Here is a 13264-nt window from a genome sequence, read left to right as displayed (position 1 = left end):
GACGCATCCGGAGAGATGTCTGACGTGACGTCAGAGCATGTGGACGCGGCGGTAGATGGCGGCCGAGCGGCTGGTGATCAGCCCGGTCTCGGCGAGGAAGGCCATCAGGTGCCGGGAGCTGGTGCGCATCATCGCCTTGCGGTGCTCGTTGGCCCGCACTTCGACGAGCGCCCGTTCGATGTCGAGCCCGGCGGCGCGGTAGACCCCGGGGTGGACCATGCTGCTGACGATGACGTACGCGCCGACGGCGATGCCGGTGGCCGAGGTGCGGCGGCGGGCGGGGCCGGCGTGGCGCATCCGCTCGCGGATCTCCTGCCGGGCGAACTTCATGTGCCGCGACTCCTCGACCACGTGGATCCGGGAGGTGCCGCGGACGATCTCCAGGACGTTCTCGCCGCGCATCCAGTCGCGCTGCATGACGTCGAGCACCTCTTCGGCCACCAGGATTCCGCCGTAAGCCAGTTCACCCTTCGCGAGGGCCTTGAACGCGCGCCCGGCCTGGGCGATGACCTTGTTGGGCCGGTACGCGGGGACGCCCATCTTCGCGCAGGCGCGGGCGAACATGATCGAGTGGCGGCACTCGTCGGCGATCTCGGTGAGGGCGAACTGGAACTCGGCGTTGGCGGGGTTCTTGAGGTACTGGTCGCGCAGCACCATCTGCTGGAGGATCATCTCGAACCAGATCCCGGTGTTCATGATCGAGCAGACCTCGTGCCGGGTGAGGGTGACCCGCTGCCGCTCGGTCATCTCGTCCCACAGCCGGGTTCCGTAGAGGGTGCTCCACTCCGGGTTGAGGCCGTAGTGGTCGTCCGGGAGGGGCGCGTCCCAGTCGATCTCGGTCGAGGGGTCGTAGGAGAGGGTGGCGGCGGAGTCCAGCAGCCGCTTCGAGACGTCGTCGTCGGCCGCGGTGTGGCCGTGCGCGCCCGCTGCCCGCCCCGCCGCCGCGTTGGTGAGAGCCATGGCTGCCTCCAGGTGCCTGCTCCGCGGGTGCCCGCTCACCCGCTTATTAGACGGACAGTACAATAAGAGCCCGCCCCCGAGAACCCCCTGCGCAGCACCAAGCAGGCGCACGGCCCGAGGCCCGCGCCCCCTCCCCGCTTCGGAGCACGACGAAGGGCGGGGCCCACCCGGACCCCGCCCCACACCGCCCCGCGTCACCCGCCGATCGCGCCCCGCAGCGCCTCCGCCGCCTCCGCCGTCGCCTCCCGGAAGCGGTGGCCGACACCGAGGTAGTTGGCGTAGCCGTGGATGAGGTCCGGCTGCCGGCTCAGCCGCACCGTCACCCCGGCCGCCCGCAGCGCCTCGGCGTAGGCCTCCCCCTCGTCCCGCAGCGGGTCGAAGCCCGCGGTGCCGACGTACGCGGGCGGCAGCCCGGACAGGTCGGCGGCGAGCAGCGGCGACAGCCGCGGGTCGGCCGGGTCGGTCGGCCCGGGCGCGTAGCGGTCCAGGAACCAGTCCATGTCCGCGCTGGTCAGGAAGAAGCCGTCACCGAACAGTTCGCGCGAGGGCCGCCGGACGGAGGCGTCGACCGCCGGGTACAGCAGCAGTTGGAACACCGGTGCCGGCCCGCCCCGGCGCACCGCCACCTGCGCGGTGACGGCCGCCAGGTTCCCGCCCGCGCTGTCCCCGCCGATCGCGATCCGCTCCGGGTCGGCGCCCAGGTCGACCGCCTTGGCGTAGGCGTAGTCGAACGCGGCCAGCGCGTCGTCCGCCGCCGCCGGGAACGCGTGCTCGGGCGCGCGCCGGTACTCCACCGACAGCACCCGCACCCGGGCCCGCTGCGCCAGGAACCGCACCACGTGGTCGTGGCTGGCCCGGCTGCCGACCACCCAGCCCCCGCCGTGCAGGTACACCAGCAGCCCGGAGCCCGCCGCCAGCCCACCGGGCGTGTACAGCGTGGCCGCCAACTCGCCCTGCTCCTGCGGGATCCCGACGTTCCGCACGGCGACCGGCTCGATCCTCGCCCCGCCCACCAGGTACCGCGCGTGCTCCATCGCGGCCCGCGACGGCCCGACGCCGCCGGGCATCACCAGGGCGGCCTTCGACAGCCGCTGCAGCTTGAGGATCAGTTGCGCGTCCAGTGCCAGCACCTGCCCGTCCCGGACCACCGGCGCGCCCGCGATCGCCCGGCGCAGCCCCTCCGGCAGCGCGTACGCGCCCCGGACGACGGCGGCCTGGATCCGGACAGGGAGTGGAATCGTCATCGCTGCTGCCTCCTGGGGCCGCTCCCGGAGCCCCTCGACCGGGGGCCCTGACCGGGTGCCCATGATGGGCCCGGCCCGGCGGCCTGGGAAGCCCCCTCGACGCCCCCTCGACGCCCCCTTCACCCGCCCTCGACCCGACCGACCCGGCCGACCGGCGCAGGCGGCCGGTGCCGGCGACTCTCACTCGCACGAGTGAACGACCGGCCGGGGCACGGCCGGAGCGCCGGGCCGGCCCGAGTCCCACCGCGACCGGACGAAGGCCGACGGCGGCAGCTGACGGCTCGCCCCCTGCCCCCTCCCCCGCCCGCCGGGGGCCGCGCCGCCGTCAGGAACGGTCCCGCGCCTTGCTCCCCCGGCCCGTCCGCGCACGCCGGTCCTCGGCGTCGAACGCCGCCAGGGTGCGCGTCCCGGGCCCGAGGGCGCCCTCCAGTGCGCGCAGGACGTCGCCGTCCAATCCCCCCACCGCCTCGGCGAGGTCCTCCGCCACGTCCCGGGTGATCTCCGCCGCCACGACGTCCTCGGGCGTCCGCGGTCCGAGCTTGCTGACGGCGGCGGCCGCGCGGGCGGGGGTGAGCAGGGCCGAGGCCTGGACCAGGAGCCAGGCGGGGACCCCGGCCGCGCCCTGCGGCGGGACGAGGTACGGACGGGCGCCGTCGTAGCGCTCGTCCTCGGCGAAGGCCTGCTGCTTCACCTTCAGGACGGGGCGGACCGCTGCGCCCGTCTCCCGCCACTCCCCCGCGGGCTTGAGCACGTACCCCTCGGCGAGGTTGTCCGCCGGCTCGGGCAGTCCGAACAGCGCGGGCACCCGGCTGGGGAAGGCCACCGGCAGCTCCTGGAGCACGTTCAGCGGGCCGTGCCCGAGCAGCGGTACGCAGCTGAGCCCGGCGGCGGCCGCGGCGGCGCGCAGGTCGCGGTCGGCGATCCACCACCGGCCGTCGGCGGTCTCCACGGTGGCGTCGAACGGCAACCACCGCAGGTCCGGCGCGTACCAGACGCCCGTCTGCACCGGCTCGACCCCGGCGGCGGCCGGCACGTCCGGGTGCGGGTAGGACCCGCCGGCCAGTTCGCCGTAGACCGTCACCACCGCCTCGTCACCCCGCCCGCCGCGGACGCCGCGGACGGCGGAGGCGAGGCGGGCGGCCGCCACCGAGATCACCGGCCAGATCCGGCTCACGCCGAAGAAGCCGTCCAGCGCCTCGCCGTCCAGGAGTTCGCGCCGCTTGGCCGCACGGACCGCCCCGGCGCCGTCGCAGACCACCGCGAAGTGCGCCCCGTGCACCTTCTCCGCGGCGGTCCACTCCCGGCTGCCGGGTGCACCGGAGCGCGCCCGCGCGGGGATCTTGGGGTAGGGCCGCAGCGCGGCGTCGTCGAACGTGGTGTCGGACACGGACTCGATCCTCGCCGCCGTCCCGCGCCGGGGCAACGGAGTTACCCGCTCAGGCCCCCACCGCTCCCCACCGGGCCTCGCGAGGCGAAGACGGCGAGGTCCTGGGCCACCGCCGCCGCCACCGCGGACTGCTGCGGCTGGAGGTAGAAGTGGCCGCCGGGGAACCAGCGGGCGGAGAACCCGCCCGTCGTGTGATCGCGCCACTTCAGCAGGTCCTCGCGGCTCACATGCGGGTCCGCGGCGCCGCCGTAGGCGCTGATCGGGCAGTCGACGCGCGCGCCGGGGGCGCCCTGGTACGTCTCCACGGCCCGGAAGTCGGACCGCAGGGCGGGCAGCACGGCGGCCATCAGTTCGTGGTTGGTGAGCAGGGCGGTGGCCGTGCCGGACAGCTCGGCCAGTTCGTCGGTGAGACCGGCGTCGTCCCGCAGGTGCACCCCCCGGTCCTGCCGGACCGACGGCGCCGCCCGCCCGGAGGCGATGAGTCCGGCCGCGCCCTGCCCGGTGCGCGCCTGGAGCTCCAGGGCCACCTCGTAGGCCACCACCGAGCCCATGCTGTGGCCGAACAGCACCGGCCGCCGGTCCAGCCAAGGGTCGAGGGCGTCGGCGATCCGGCGCGCCAGTTCCCGGATGTCGTCGACGGGCCGATCGGCGATCCGGTCCTGTCGGCCCGGGTACTGCACGACGAGCACCTCGGCCGTCGCGGACAGCGCCTTGGACAGGCCGACGTAGGCGGTCGCGGAGCCGCCGGCGTGCGGCAGGCACAGCAGCGTCGGGCCGGCGCCCGTGGGCTGGTGGTACTGCCGGATCCAGGTGCCGCGTCCCACCCGGCTCTTCACTGCGGTCATGGTCAACTCACCTTCCGGAAGGCGTGATCGGGGCGCGCTGCCGGGGTCGGCGGCGCGAAGAGAACGAATAGTCGCCGACAAGGGGCCTGACGCTTTTCCGCGCCCCGCATTCCGGGACGGTTCAACGAATTCCGCGGCGAGAATATAAGACCATTCGGTAACTCAACCTACGCAGTTGAACGTGCACTTGAAGGTACTGGCACAGGGTGACGGCACCCCCGCTATTCTCTATTCCGCGCGGACGACTCCTGGCATCCAGCAAGGCGTTCAACCGATGAATCCGAACAATTGAACAGCGCCGCGGCAAGGCGCGCGACGCCACGAGTGACGCCGGATGACGTCACCATGACGTCATCCGGGGTTGCCGTGACGTCACAAGTGTGGCAAGCTGACGTCATGAACCTCGAAGCGTATGTGGGCAAGCTGCGACAGGAGCTGACGGCGGCCGCCGAATCCAATGGGCCGGACGCCGTCGAGCTCACCGAGCGCCTGCTGCGCCCGATGGAGGCGGCCGTCCGGCTGACACTGCTGGACGCCCTGTCGGACGCGGCGGAAGAGATCACGACCGGGCTCGCGCCCGGCTCGGTGGACCTGCGTCTCCGGAAGGGGGTGGCCGACTTCGTCGTCACTCCCCCACCGCAGACCACCCCCGAGGAGGCGCACCGACCGACCGAGACGCCGGTGACGTCACCGGTGACGCCGATGACGTCACCCGCGACGCCGCTCGACGTCACGGACGGTGCCGTGGCCCGGATGACCCTGCGCCTGCCCGAGCCGCTCAAAGCCCGGGTGGAGCAGGAGGCCGGCGCCGGGGGCCTCTCGACCAACGCCTGGATCGCCCGCACCCTGACCGACGCCATCGACCAGCTCGACCGCAGCAGGCTCCGCGCCGCCGGGGCCGACCGGCCCGGCCGCAACTTCAGCGGCTGGGTGCACTGACCGACCGCCCCCGACCGCCCCGACTCGCCGCACCGCACCGCGCACCCGACCCGCATCAGGAGTGATTTGTCATGCACACTTTCGAAACCCCCGCCCCGATCGACGTCGAGCTCGATCTGGTGATCGGTGACGCCCGCGTCATCGCCGGTGACCGCTCCGACACGATCGTCGACGTGGCCCCCGGCGACCCCGCGAGCGCGGCGGACGTGACCGCCGCCGAGAAGACCACGGTCGAATTCAAGGACGGCACCCTCGTGGTGAAGGCTCCTCGGCAACGCGGTTACCTGGGCATCGGCAGTGGCAAGGGCGCCTCGGTGCGGGCTACCGTCCAGGTGCCGGCGGGCTCCCGGGTACGCGGCGCCGTCCAGGAGGGCGGCTACGACTTCGAGGGCCTGCTCGGCTCCTGCGACCTGCGCACCGGCAGTGGGGACATCGCACTGGGCCAGGTCGGCCCGGCACGGCTGAAGACCGACCTCGGTGACGTCACCGTGAGCCGCGTCGCCGGCGACGCCGAGGTCAGCACCGGCGGCGGCAAGCTGCGGATCCGCGCGATCGAGGGGACCGCGGTCATCAAGAACCTCGCCGGCGACAGCGAGATCGGCGACATCGCCGGTGACGCCAAACTGCGCGCCTCGGCCGGCGACCTCGTCGTCCGCCGGATCCGTGCCGGGCTCACCGCCAAGACCGACGCCGGCCGGATCATGGTGGACGAGGTCTCGCAGGGCAAGGTCAGCCTGACGTCCGGGGGCGGCGGGCTGGAGGTCGGCATCCGCGAGGGCGTCGCCGCCTGGGTCGACGCCCAGTCCGAGACCGGCAGCGTGCGCAACCTGCTGGACGACTCCGGCAAGCCCGCGGCGACGGCGCAGACCGTCGAGGTCCACGCCCGCACCCAGTTCGGCGACATCGTCGTGCGGCGCGCCACGGCCGACCCGCTGGACTGACCGACCGTCGGGTCCTGCCCACCGGAGCCGGACCGGCCGGCACCGAACGCCCGACACCACCCGACCCGCCGGATCCGGCCCGATCGAAGGAACGACCGATGACGTTGACGCTCATGACGAATCGAGGGGACATGACTGCACCACGGCGGTCCGCCATCACCGTACGCGGACTGCGGAAGGCATTCGGCGAGCAGGTCGTGCTCGCCGACCTGAACCTGGACGTGGCCGAGGGGACGATCTTCTCCCTGCTCGGACCCAACGGAGCCGGCAAGACCACCACCGTCGAGATCCTGTCCACCCTGGTCGCGGCGGACGCCGGCGAGGTGCACATCGCCGGCCACGACCTGGCCCGCGACCCCGGCTCGGTCCGCCGTTCGATCGGCGTCACCGGCCAGTTCTCGGCGGTGGACGGGTTACTCACCGGCGAGGAGAACCTGCTGCTGATGGCGGAGCTGTGCCACCTCTCCCCCGCCGACGGGCGGCGCCGGGTGGACGAGCTCCTGGAGCGCTTCGACCTGACCGAGCACGCCAAGAAGGTCGCCGCCACCTACTCCGGCGGCACCCAGCGCCGCCTCGACCTCGCCATGACCCTGGTCGGTGACCCCCGGGTGATCTTCCTCGACGAGCCGACCACCGGCCTGGACCCGCGCAGTCGTCGCGCCATGTGGGAGATCATCCGCGAGCTGGTCGCGGGCGGCACCACGATCTTCCTGACCACCCAGTACCTGGAGGAGGCCGACCAACTGGCCGACCGCATCGCGGTGCTGGACCAGGGCAGGCTCGTCGCCGAGGGCACCGCCGAGGAGCTCAAGCGGCGCATCCCGGGCGGCCACATCCGCCTGGAGTTCACCGACGAGCGGGACCTCACGGCCGCGGCCCGCCTGCTCGACGCCTCGCCCGAGCCCGACTCCCTCGCCCTCCAGGTCCCCGGTAGCGGCGTCCGCGCCCTGCGCGCCGTCCTCGACCGCCTCGACCAGGAGGGGATCGAGCCGGAGACCCTGTCGGTGCACACGCCCGACCTCGACGACGTGTTCCTCGCCCTGACCAGCCGTCCCGGCGCCGAGAAGAAGCAGGAGGCCGCACGATGAGCACCGCCAACTACGCGCTCCGAGACACGCGCACCATGATGCGGCGCAACTTCCGCCACAGCATGCGCTACCCGCTGCTGATGATCTCCTCGCTCGGCGTGCCGCTGATCATGCTGATCCTGTTCCGCTTCGTGCTGGGCGGCTCGATCGCTCCGAGCGTCAGCTCGGGCCCGTACATCGACTACGTGGCGCCCGGCGTCATCCTGATCGCCGCGATCATGGGCGCCTCGGGCACCGCGATCGCCGTGAACACCGACATGAAGTCCGGCATCATCAAGCGGTTCCGCACCATGGGCATCTCCCGCGGGTCCGTGCTGGCCGGCCACGTCGTGCGCAGCGTCATCCAGACCGTCATCGGCACCGCCCTGGTCGTCGGCATCACGCTCGCCGTCGGCTTCCGCCCGAAGGCCGGGCTGACCGGCTGGCTCGGCGCACTCGGCATCGTCGTGATGCTCGCCTTCGCCCTGACCTGGCTGGTCGTCGCGTTCGGCCTGGTGGCGCAGACCCCCGAGGGCGCGAACAGCTCCACCCTGATCTTCCAGGTGCTGCCCTTCGTCAGCAGCGCCTTCGTCCGGCCCGAGTCGATGCCCACGGGCGTCCAGTGGTTCGCCGAGCACCAGCCCTTCACCCCCTTCATCGACGCGGTGCGGGGCCTGCTGATGGGCACCCCGGTCGGCAACAGCGTGCTCTGGTCCGCCGTCTGGTGCGTCGTCCTGAGCCTCGTCGGCTACGTCTGGGCCCGCTCGGCCTTCGAGCGCTCCCCCTCCCGCTGACCCGCGGGTCACCCCGAACGGCCGTTGTCCGTTCTCGCCACCCCCGTCCTGAACGGGCGGCGGTCCCAGCAGAGCCCCCGGCCCACCCGGCGCCGGGGGCTCTGCCGTGCTCCGGAGCGCCACCTCGGCTGCAACGGGGCCGGCGGCGTGCGGAACGTGGAGCGGTACGGCCACCGACCGCAGGCACGACCCGTCGCGCGCCCGGGGGCCGGTGGCCGGTCGGTCGTCCGCCGCACGGCCGCAGACCGACAGCCCCGGGATCGGATGCTGCGGCCGGTCCCCGAACTCCCCTCCGCGAGGGCGGAGTCCACAGCCCGTCCGGCCCGAGCTCGAACGACGACGGCCCGCGGTCTCGCCGCGGGCCGTCGTCGTGGAAGGGTGCTCCCCCTCGGGTTCCCTCACCTCAGGACGACCGGGAGCTTCTTCGGGCCGTTGAAGTTGGGGTTCGCGAAGTACTCGGCGGTGCGGTCGGTGTCGAGCCGGATCTCCCGGTAGCGCTCCAGCATGATGCCCAGCGCGATCCGCCCCTCCAGGCGGGCCAGCGGAGCGCCCACGCAGAAGTGGACGCCGTGGCCGAAGGCCGAGTGCGGCGGGGTGTCCCGGCCCTGGCCGAAGCGGTTCAGGTCGAAAGTGTGCGGGTCGGCGAAGCGGGCGGGGTCGTAGTTCGCGGAGAGGATGCTCGCGAACACCGGCTGCTGCGCGGGGATGGTGACGCCGGCCAGCTCCACCTCCCGGGTGGTGATGCGGCCGCTGGCGTTGAACGGCGGCCGCAGCCGCAGCGACTCCTCGATCGCGGCCGGGACCAGCCCCGGGTCCGCCCGCAACTGGTCCACGGCCCACGGGTTGTCGTCCAGGCAGCGGACCGTGTTCCCGAGCAGCAGGGTGGTGGTGACGTGCCCGGCGAGCAGCAGGATCGCCGAGAAGGTCATCACCTCCTCGTCGGTCATCCGCTCCCCGTCCACCTCGGCCTGCACCAGCTTGGTGATGAGGTCGTCGCGGGCCCGGCTCCTGCGGTTCCGGACGTGCTCCAGGAGGTACTCCTTCATCGGCGCGACCGCCTCGGTCGCCTTCCGCGCCAGGTCCGGGTCGAAGGGGTTCTCGAAGGTGGCGTCGAAGAGGTTGTCCACCCAGGAGCGGAACAGCTCGTGGTCGGACTGCGGCACCCCGAGCAGCTCCGAGATCACGGTGATCGGCAGCGGGTAGAGCAGGGCGTCGACCAGGTCGACCTGGTCCGCGCCGTCCACCTCGTCCAGCAGCGCGTGGGTCAGCTCGCTGATCCGGGGGGCGAGGTCGGCGACGGTGCGCGGGGTGAACGCCTTGTTGACCAGGCTGCGGTACTTGCGGTGGACCGGCGGGTCCATCTGCGTGATGTTCCCGGAGCGGAACATCTGGTCGGGGGCGATCACCGACATGTCGGAGGAGAAGACCGCGTGGTCGGTCAGCACGCGCTGCACGTGTTCCTGCCGGAACACCTGCCACATCCGCAGCTTCCCGTCGAAGGCGACGGGGTGTTCCTCGCGCATCCGGCAGGCCCAGTCCAGCAGGGCGGCGCCGCCGTCGGTCGGCGCGGGCATCACTTCGGGGAGCAAGGTCTCGGTCATGGTGGAATCCGTTTCCAGGAGAGGTGTGACAGCGGAAGGGGAACGGCGGCTGGTCAGAGAGTGAGTCCGCCGTCCACGCCGAGGACCTGGCCGGTGATGTAGGAGGCCCGGTCCGACAGCAGGAACAGCACCAGGTCGGCCACCTCGTCGGCAGTGCCGAGCCGGCCCTGCGGAACGCGTGACACCACCTGCGCGCGCACCCGCTCGGGCAGGTCGGCGGTCATGTCGGTGTCGATGAAGCCGGGGGCGACGGCATTGGCCCGGACGCCGCGGCCGGCCACCTCCTTGGCGAGTGCCTTGGTGAAGCCGCAGACGCCGGCCTTGGCGGCCGAGTAGTTGGACTGACCGACGTTGCCGTACACGCCGGAGACGGAGGAGAGGGTCACGACGGCCCCCCGGCGGCGCTTGACCATGCCGAACACGGCGGCCCGGCAGACGTGGAAGGTGCCGTCGAGGTTGGTACGCAGCACCTGCTGCCAGTCCTCGTCGGAGGTGAGGACGGCCGGCCGGTCCCGGGTGATGCCGGCGCTGGTGACCAGCGCCTCGGCGGGGCCCAGGGCCGCCTCGCCCGCCTCGACGAACTCCCGGGCCGCGGCCGGGTCGGAGACGTCGGCGAGGTGGGCGTGCACCCGGGCGCCGCGCTCCTTCGCCTCCCGTTCGACCTCGGCGGCGAGGTCGCCGCGGGAGTGGTAGCAGAACCCGACGTCGTAGCCGTGTTCGGCGAGGCGCAGCACCGTGGCGCGCCCGATGCCCCGTGAGCCTCCCGTGACCAGTGCCACCGGACGTCCGGACATGTCGATCCTCCTTGCTGGTAGGTGGGGCGGGAACGGTGGAGCCCGCGGGTGGGACCGGCGCGCACGGCGCGCCGGTCCCACCCGCGGTGAAGTCAGCCGATGCGCAGCAGCGCGCAGCCGACCCGGCCCTCCGCGTCGGTCGCGGTGGCCACCACCAGCCGGCCCGGCTCGCCGGGCCGGGACAGCAGCTCCGCCAGCTGGAAGCCTGCCGCCGCAGCCCGGGTGTCCCCGAGGGCGTCGAGGCTGGCGGTGGCGAGCGGTACGTCGCCGAAGACCTCGGCGATCGCCGCGAGTTCGGCCTCGCCGCGCGGCCCGAGGGCGGGGGACGGCGCGACCACGGCGACCTTCCCGGGCTCGACCCCGGCCCGGTCGAGGGCCCGGGTCAGACAGTCCCGCACGGCGGGGCGCACCAGGTCCGGCTCCGGGAAGAACCCGAACTCGACGGCGACCACCGCCGCCCCCTCGCCGTGCGGGCCGCCGGACCCGCCGGGCCCGTCCTTGCCGACGGGTCCGGCCGGCTCCAGCAGGAACATCACGCACCCCTCGCCGGAGGGCCGCTGCGGATCGTCCTCGTTGCGCGCCTGCTCGTAGGAGTCCCGGGCGTCCGAGCACTCCTCCACCGCACCGACCAGCACCGCCCTGGCGTGCCCGTTGCTCTGCAGCCGGCAGGCGTAGCTGAGGGCGAGCAGCGAGGTGAGGTGGCTACCGCAGATGGTGGAGTTGGGGCCCTTGATCCGGTGCCAGATCGCGCACTGTCCGGCGTGGTAGTTCATCAGCACGACCGGGAAGAGGCTGGGCGGCACGTCGAAGGGCTTCTCCCGGGTGTAGGAGTCGTGGTCGAACTCGGTCAGGCTCTGCAGGCTCCCCTCGGTGGTGCCCAGGACGAGACCCAGCTCGTCGTCGGCGCAGCGACGGTCGTCCTTGCCCAGCCCGGTCCGCTCCAGTAGCCGGCCGGTGGTCACCACGGCGAGTGCGGTGGCTCGGTCCATGGACCGGATGCCCTTGCGGCCGAGGGCCTCCTTGATGTCGAAGCCGGGCACCAGGCGGGATCCGGCCTCGGGGGCGGCGGGACCGTCGAGCACGGCCTGCCGGTGCCCCTCGGCCGTCCGGCCGAGCGGGGAGTGCGCTTCCCACGCGGTGATGACACTGTTCACGGACGAACCTCCCGGTCGATTCGGCCCATCAGGAGGACGGCGTCGTTGCCGCCGAAGGCGAGCGCGTTGTTCTGCACGATGCGCAGGTCGGCCGCGCGGGCCGTGTTGGGCACGCAGTCGATCTCGATCTCCGGGTCGGTCTCGATGTGGTTGATGGTGGGCGGGATGAATCCCTCGTCCAGGGCGATCGCGCAGGCGGCGGCACTGAGCGCGCTGGACGCGCCCATGCAGTGGCCGAGCATCGACTTCAGCGCCGTCACCGGCGGCGGGCTGTCGCCGAACACCTGGTGGATGGCCGAGGCCTCGGTGGCGTCGTTGGCCAGGGTGCCGGTGCCGTGCGCGGATATCAGGTCCACCTGGTCGGCGGTGATGCCCGCATTGGCGTGCGCCCGGCTCATGCAGGCGGCCATGCTGTCGCGGTCGGGGGCCACCGGGTGGTGCGCCTCGCAGACCAGTCCATGGCCGAGGACCTCGGCGTAGACCCGGGCGCCCCGGGCGAGCGCCGAGTCCAGGCTCTCCAGGACGAGGACGGCACTTCCCTCGCCGGTGAGGATGCCCTGCCGGCCCTTGTCGAAGGGCCGGCAGACGTCGGGGGCGATGGTGCCCAGCCGGTAGAAGCCGACGAAGATGTTGCGCACCAACGCGTCCGCGCCGCCGCACAGCGCCAGCTCGACCTCGCCTGCGGCCACTGCGTCGAAGCCGTAGCCGATCGCGTAGTTGCCCGCCGCGCAGGCCGTGGGCACGGTCACCGCCTCGGTGCTGAGCAGGCCCAGTTCCTGGGCGATGTCGGCGGACAACCGCCCGGACCGAGCCCGGCGGGCCCGGCCTCGGTCGACCGCCCCCGTTCCGGCCGCGAGCTGCTCGCGGACCGACATGCCGATCTCGTCGGCCCCGCCGCTCAGGGTGCCCACCGCGATCAGCGAGCGGCGGCGGCGCACCTCCTCCGCCGCCAGGCCCGCGTCCTCGACGGCCAGCCGGGCGGCGACCGCCGCGAGCTGGCTCGCCCGGCCGGTGTCGGCCGGCACGAGGCGGTGGAGCAGCTCCTCGGGATGGAAGTCCGTGACCTCGCAAGCCGTGGTGTGTTCGAAACCGCTGGTGTCGAAGCTGGTGATGGTCCGTGCCCCGGAGCGGCCCTCCCGCAGCGCCCGGGCGAACTCCTTCGCGCCCAGGCCGATGCTGCTGATGACCCCCAGACCGGTCACCACCACGCGTCGCCGCGCGGATGTCTGTCCTGCCATATCGGGTTCCTCCGTTCGTGCCCGTCCGTTACTTGCCGCCCCGCGCTTCCAGCACCACCTCGTAGGTGCTGGCGAGGTCCTGCATCCGCAGCAGCTCCTGCTGCTTGATGGAGACGTCGAAGTGCCGCTCCAGCTGGGCGAGCAGCTCGATCGCCCGCATCGAGTCGGAGTCGAGGTCGTCCTGGAAGTGGGCGGTCCAGGAGACCTCCTCGACCTCGACCTCCAGGACGTCCGCCACGATGTCGCGGATCTTGTCGCGCAGGTCCGTGTCGATCGCTGTGCTGGTCATGGTGTTTCCCT

At 72.9% G+C, this 13264-nt stretch carries 13 protein-coding genes; 4 read left to right on the top strand and 9 right to left on the bottom strand.

Annotated elements, in window-relative coordinates; all coding sequences use genetic code 11:
• Positions 1–30 precede the first annotated feature (30 nt).
• From P3T27_RS13480 to P3T27_RS13465, 4 genes are all read right to left on the bottom strand, one after another.
• Positions 31–960, bottom strand: coding sequence for a diiron oxygenase (locus tag P3T27_RS13480; protein ID WP_280677872.1), 930 nt, complete (start codon positions 958–960; stop codon positions 31–33).
• A 194-nt stretch (positions 961–1154) separates the two neighbouring features.
• The gene (locus P3T27_RS13475) at positions 1155–2204 is read right to left on the bottom strand and encodes an alpha/beta hydrolase (protein WP_280677870.1); all 1050 of its coding nucleotides are present in this window, start codon (positions 2202–2204) and stop codon (positions 1155–1157) included.
• A gap of 325 nt (positions 2205–2529) precedes the next feature.
• Positions 2530–3591, bottom strand: a complete 1062-nt coding sequence (locus P3T27_RS13470) for an RNA ligase family protein (protein WP_280677868.1) — start codon at positions 3589–3591, stop codon at positions 2530–2532.
• Positions 3592–3632: 41 nt separating this feature from the next.
• Positions 3633–4436, bottom strand: a complete 804-nt coding sequence (locus tag P3T27_RS13465; protein WP_280677866.1) for an alpha/beta fold hydrolase — start codon at positions 4434–4436, stop codon at positions 3633–3635.
• Between the two features lie 396 nt (positions 4437–4832).
• Here P3T27_RS13465 and P3T27_RS13460 point away from each other — a divergent pair, with 396 nt between their 5' ends.
• The 4 genes from P3T27_RS13460 to P3T27_RS13445 all read left to right on the top strand — a co-directional run bounded on the left by P3T27_RS13460 (position 4833) and on the right by P3T27_RS13445 (position 8177).
• Positions 4833–5375 carry a hypothetical protein gene (locus P3T27_RS13460; RefSeq protein ID WP_280677864.1) on the top strand — a complete coding sequence of 181 codons (543 nt, stop codon included), beginning with the start codon at positions 4833–4835 and terminating at the stop codon, positions 5373–5375.
• 71 nt (positions 5376–5446) lie between these two features.
• Complete coding sequence (locus P3T27_RS13455) at positions 5447–6316, top strand: DUF4097 family beta strand repeat-containing protein (RefSeq protein ID WP_280677862.1); 870 nt, start codon at positions 5447–5449, stop codon at positions 6314–6316.
• Positions 6317–6447: 131 nt separating this feature from the next.
• Complete coding sequence (locus tag P3T27_RS13450; RefSeq protein ID WP_280677860.1) at positions 6448–7404, top strand: ATP-binding cassette domain-containing protein; 957 nt, start codon at positions 6448–6450, stop codon at positions 7402–7404.
• Positions 7401–8177: an ABC transporter permease gene (locus tag P3T27_RS13445; RefSeq protein WP_280677858.1), complete on the top strand. Its 777-nt coding sequence runs from the start codon at positions 7401–7403 to the stop codon at positions 8175–8177. The genes P3T27_RS13450 and P3T27_RS13445 overlap by 4 nt, the downstream gene beginning before the upstream one ends.
• Positions 8178–8575: 398 nt before the next feature.
• Here the strand turns inward: P3T27_RS13445 and P3T27_RS13440 are convergent, their stop codons facing one another.
• From P3T27_RS13440 to P3T27_RS13420, 5 genes are all read right to left on the bottom strand, one after another.
• A complete protein-coding gene (locus P3T27_RS13440; RefSeq protein WP_280677856.1) occupies positions 8576–9778 on the bottom strand; it encodes a cytochrome P450 in 1203 nt (400 codons plus the stop codon).
• Between the two features lie 53 nt (positions 9779–9831).
• On the bottom strand, positions 9832–10572 hold the full coding sequence (locus tag P3T27_RS13435) for a beta-ketoacyl-ACP reductase (protein WP_280677855.1): 741 nt from the start codon (positions 10570–10572) through the stop codon (positions 9832–9834).
• 92 nt (positions 10573–10664) lie between these two features.
• Entirely contained in the window at positions 10665–11726 is a 1062-nt protein-coding gene (locus P3T27_RS13430; protein ID WP_280677853.1) for a beta-ketoacyl synthase N-terminal-like domain-containing protein, read from the bottom strand.
• A complete protein-coding gene (locus P3T27_RS13425) occupies positions 11723–12964 on the bottom strand; it encodes a beta-ketoacyl-[acyl-carrier-protein] synthase family protein (RefSeq protein ID WP_280677851.1) in 1242 nt (413 codons plus the stop codon). Before P3T27_RS13425 ends, P3T27_RS13430 begins: the two co-directional genes overlap by 4 nt.
• Positions 12965–12992: 28 nt before the next feature.
• Positions 12993–13253 (bottom strand): acyl carrier protein, encoded by a 261-nt coding sequence (locus tag P3T27_RS13420; RefSeq protein ID WP_280677849.1) that lies wholly within the window; start codon positions 13251–13253, stop codon positions 12993–12995.
• Between the last annotated feature and the right edge of the window lie 11 nt (positions 13254–13264).

This window comes from Kitasatospora sp. MAA19, assembly GCF_029894125.1.
Lineage (GTDB): Bacteria > Actinomycetota > Actinomycetes > Streptomycetales > Streptomycetaceae > Kitasatospora.
Note: the sequence above shows the minus strand (reverse complement) of the source record. Positions and strands in the feature narration are given on the sequence as shown.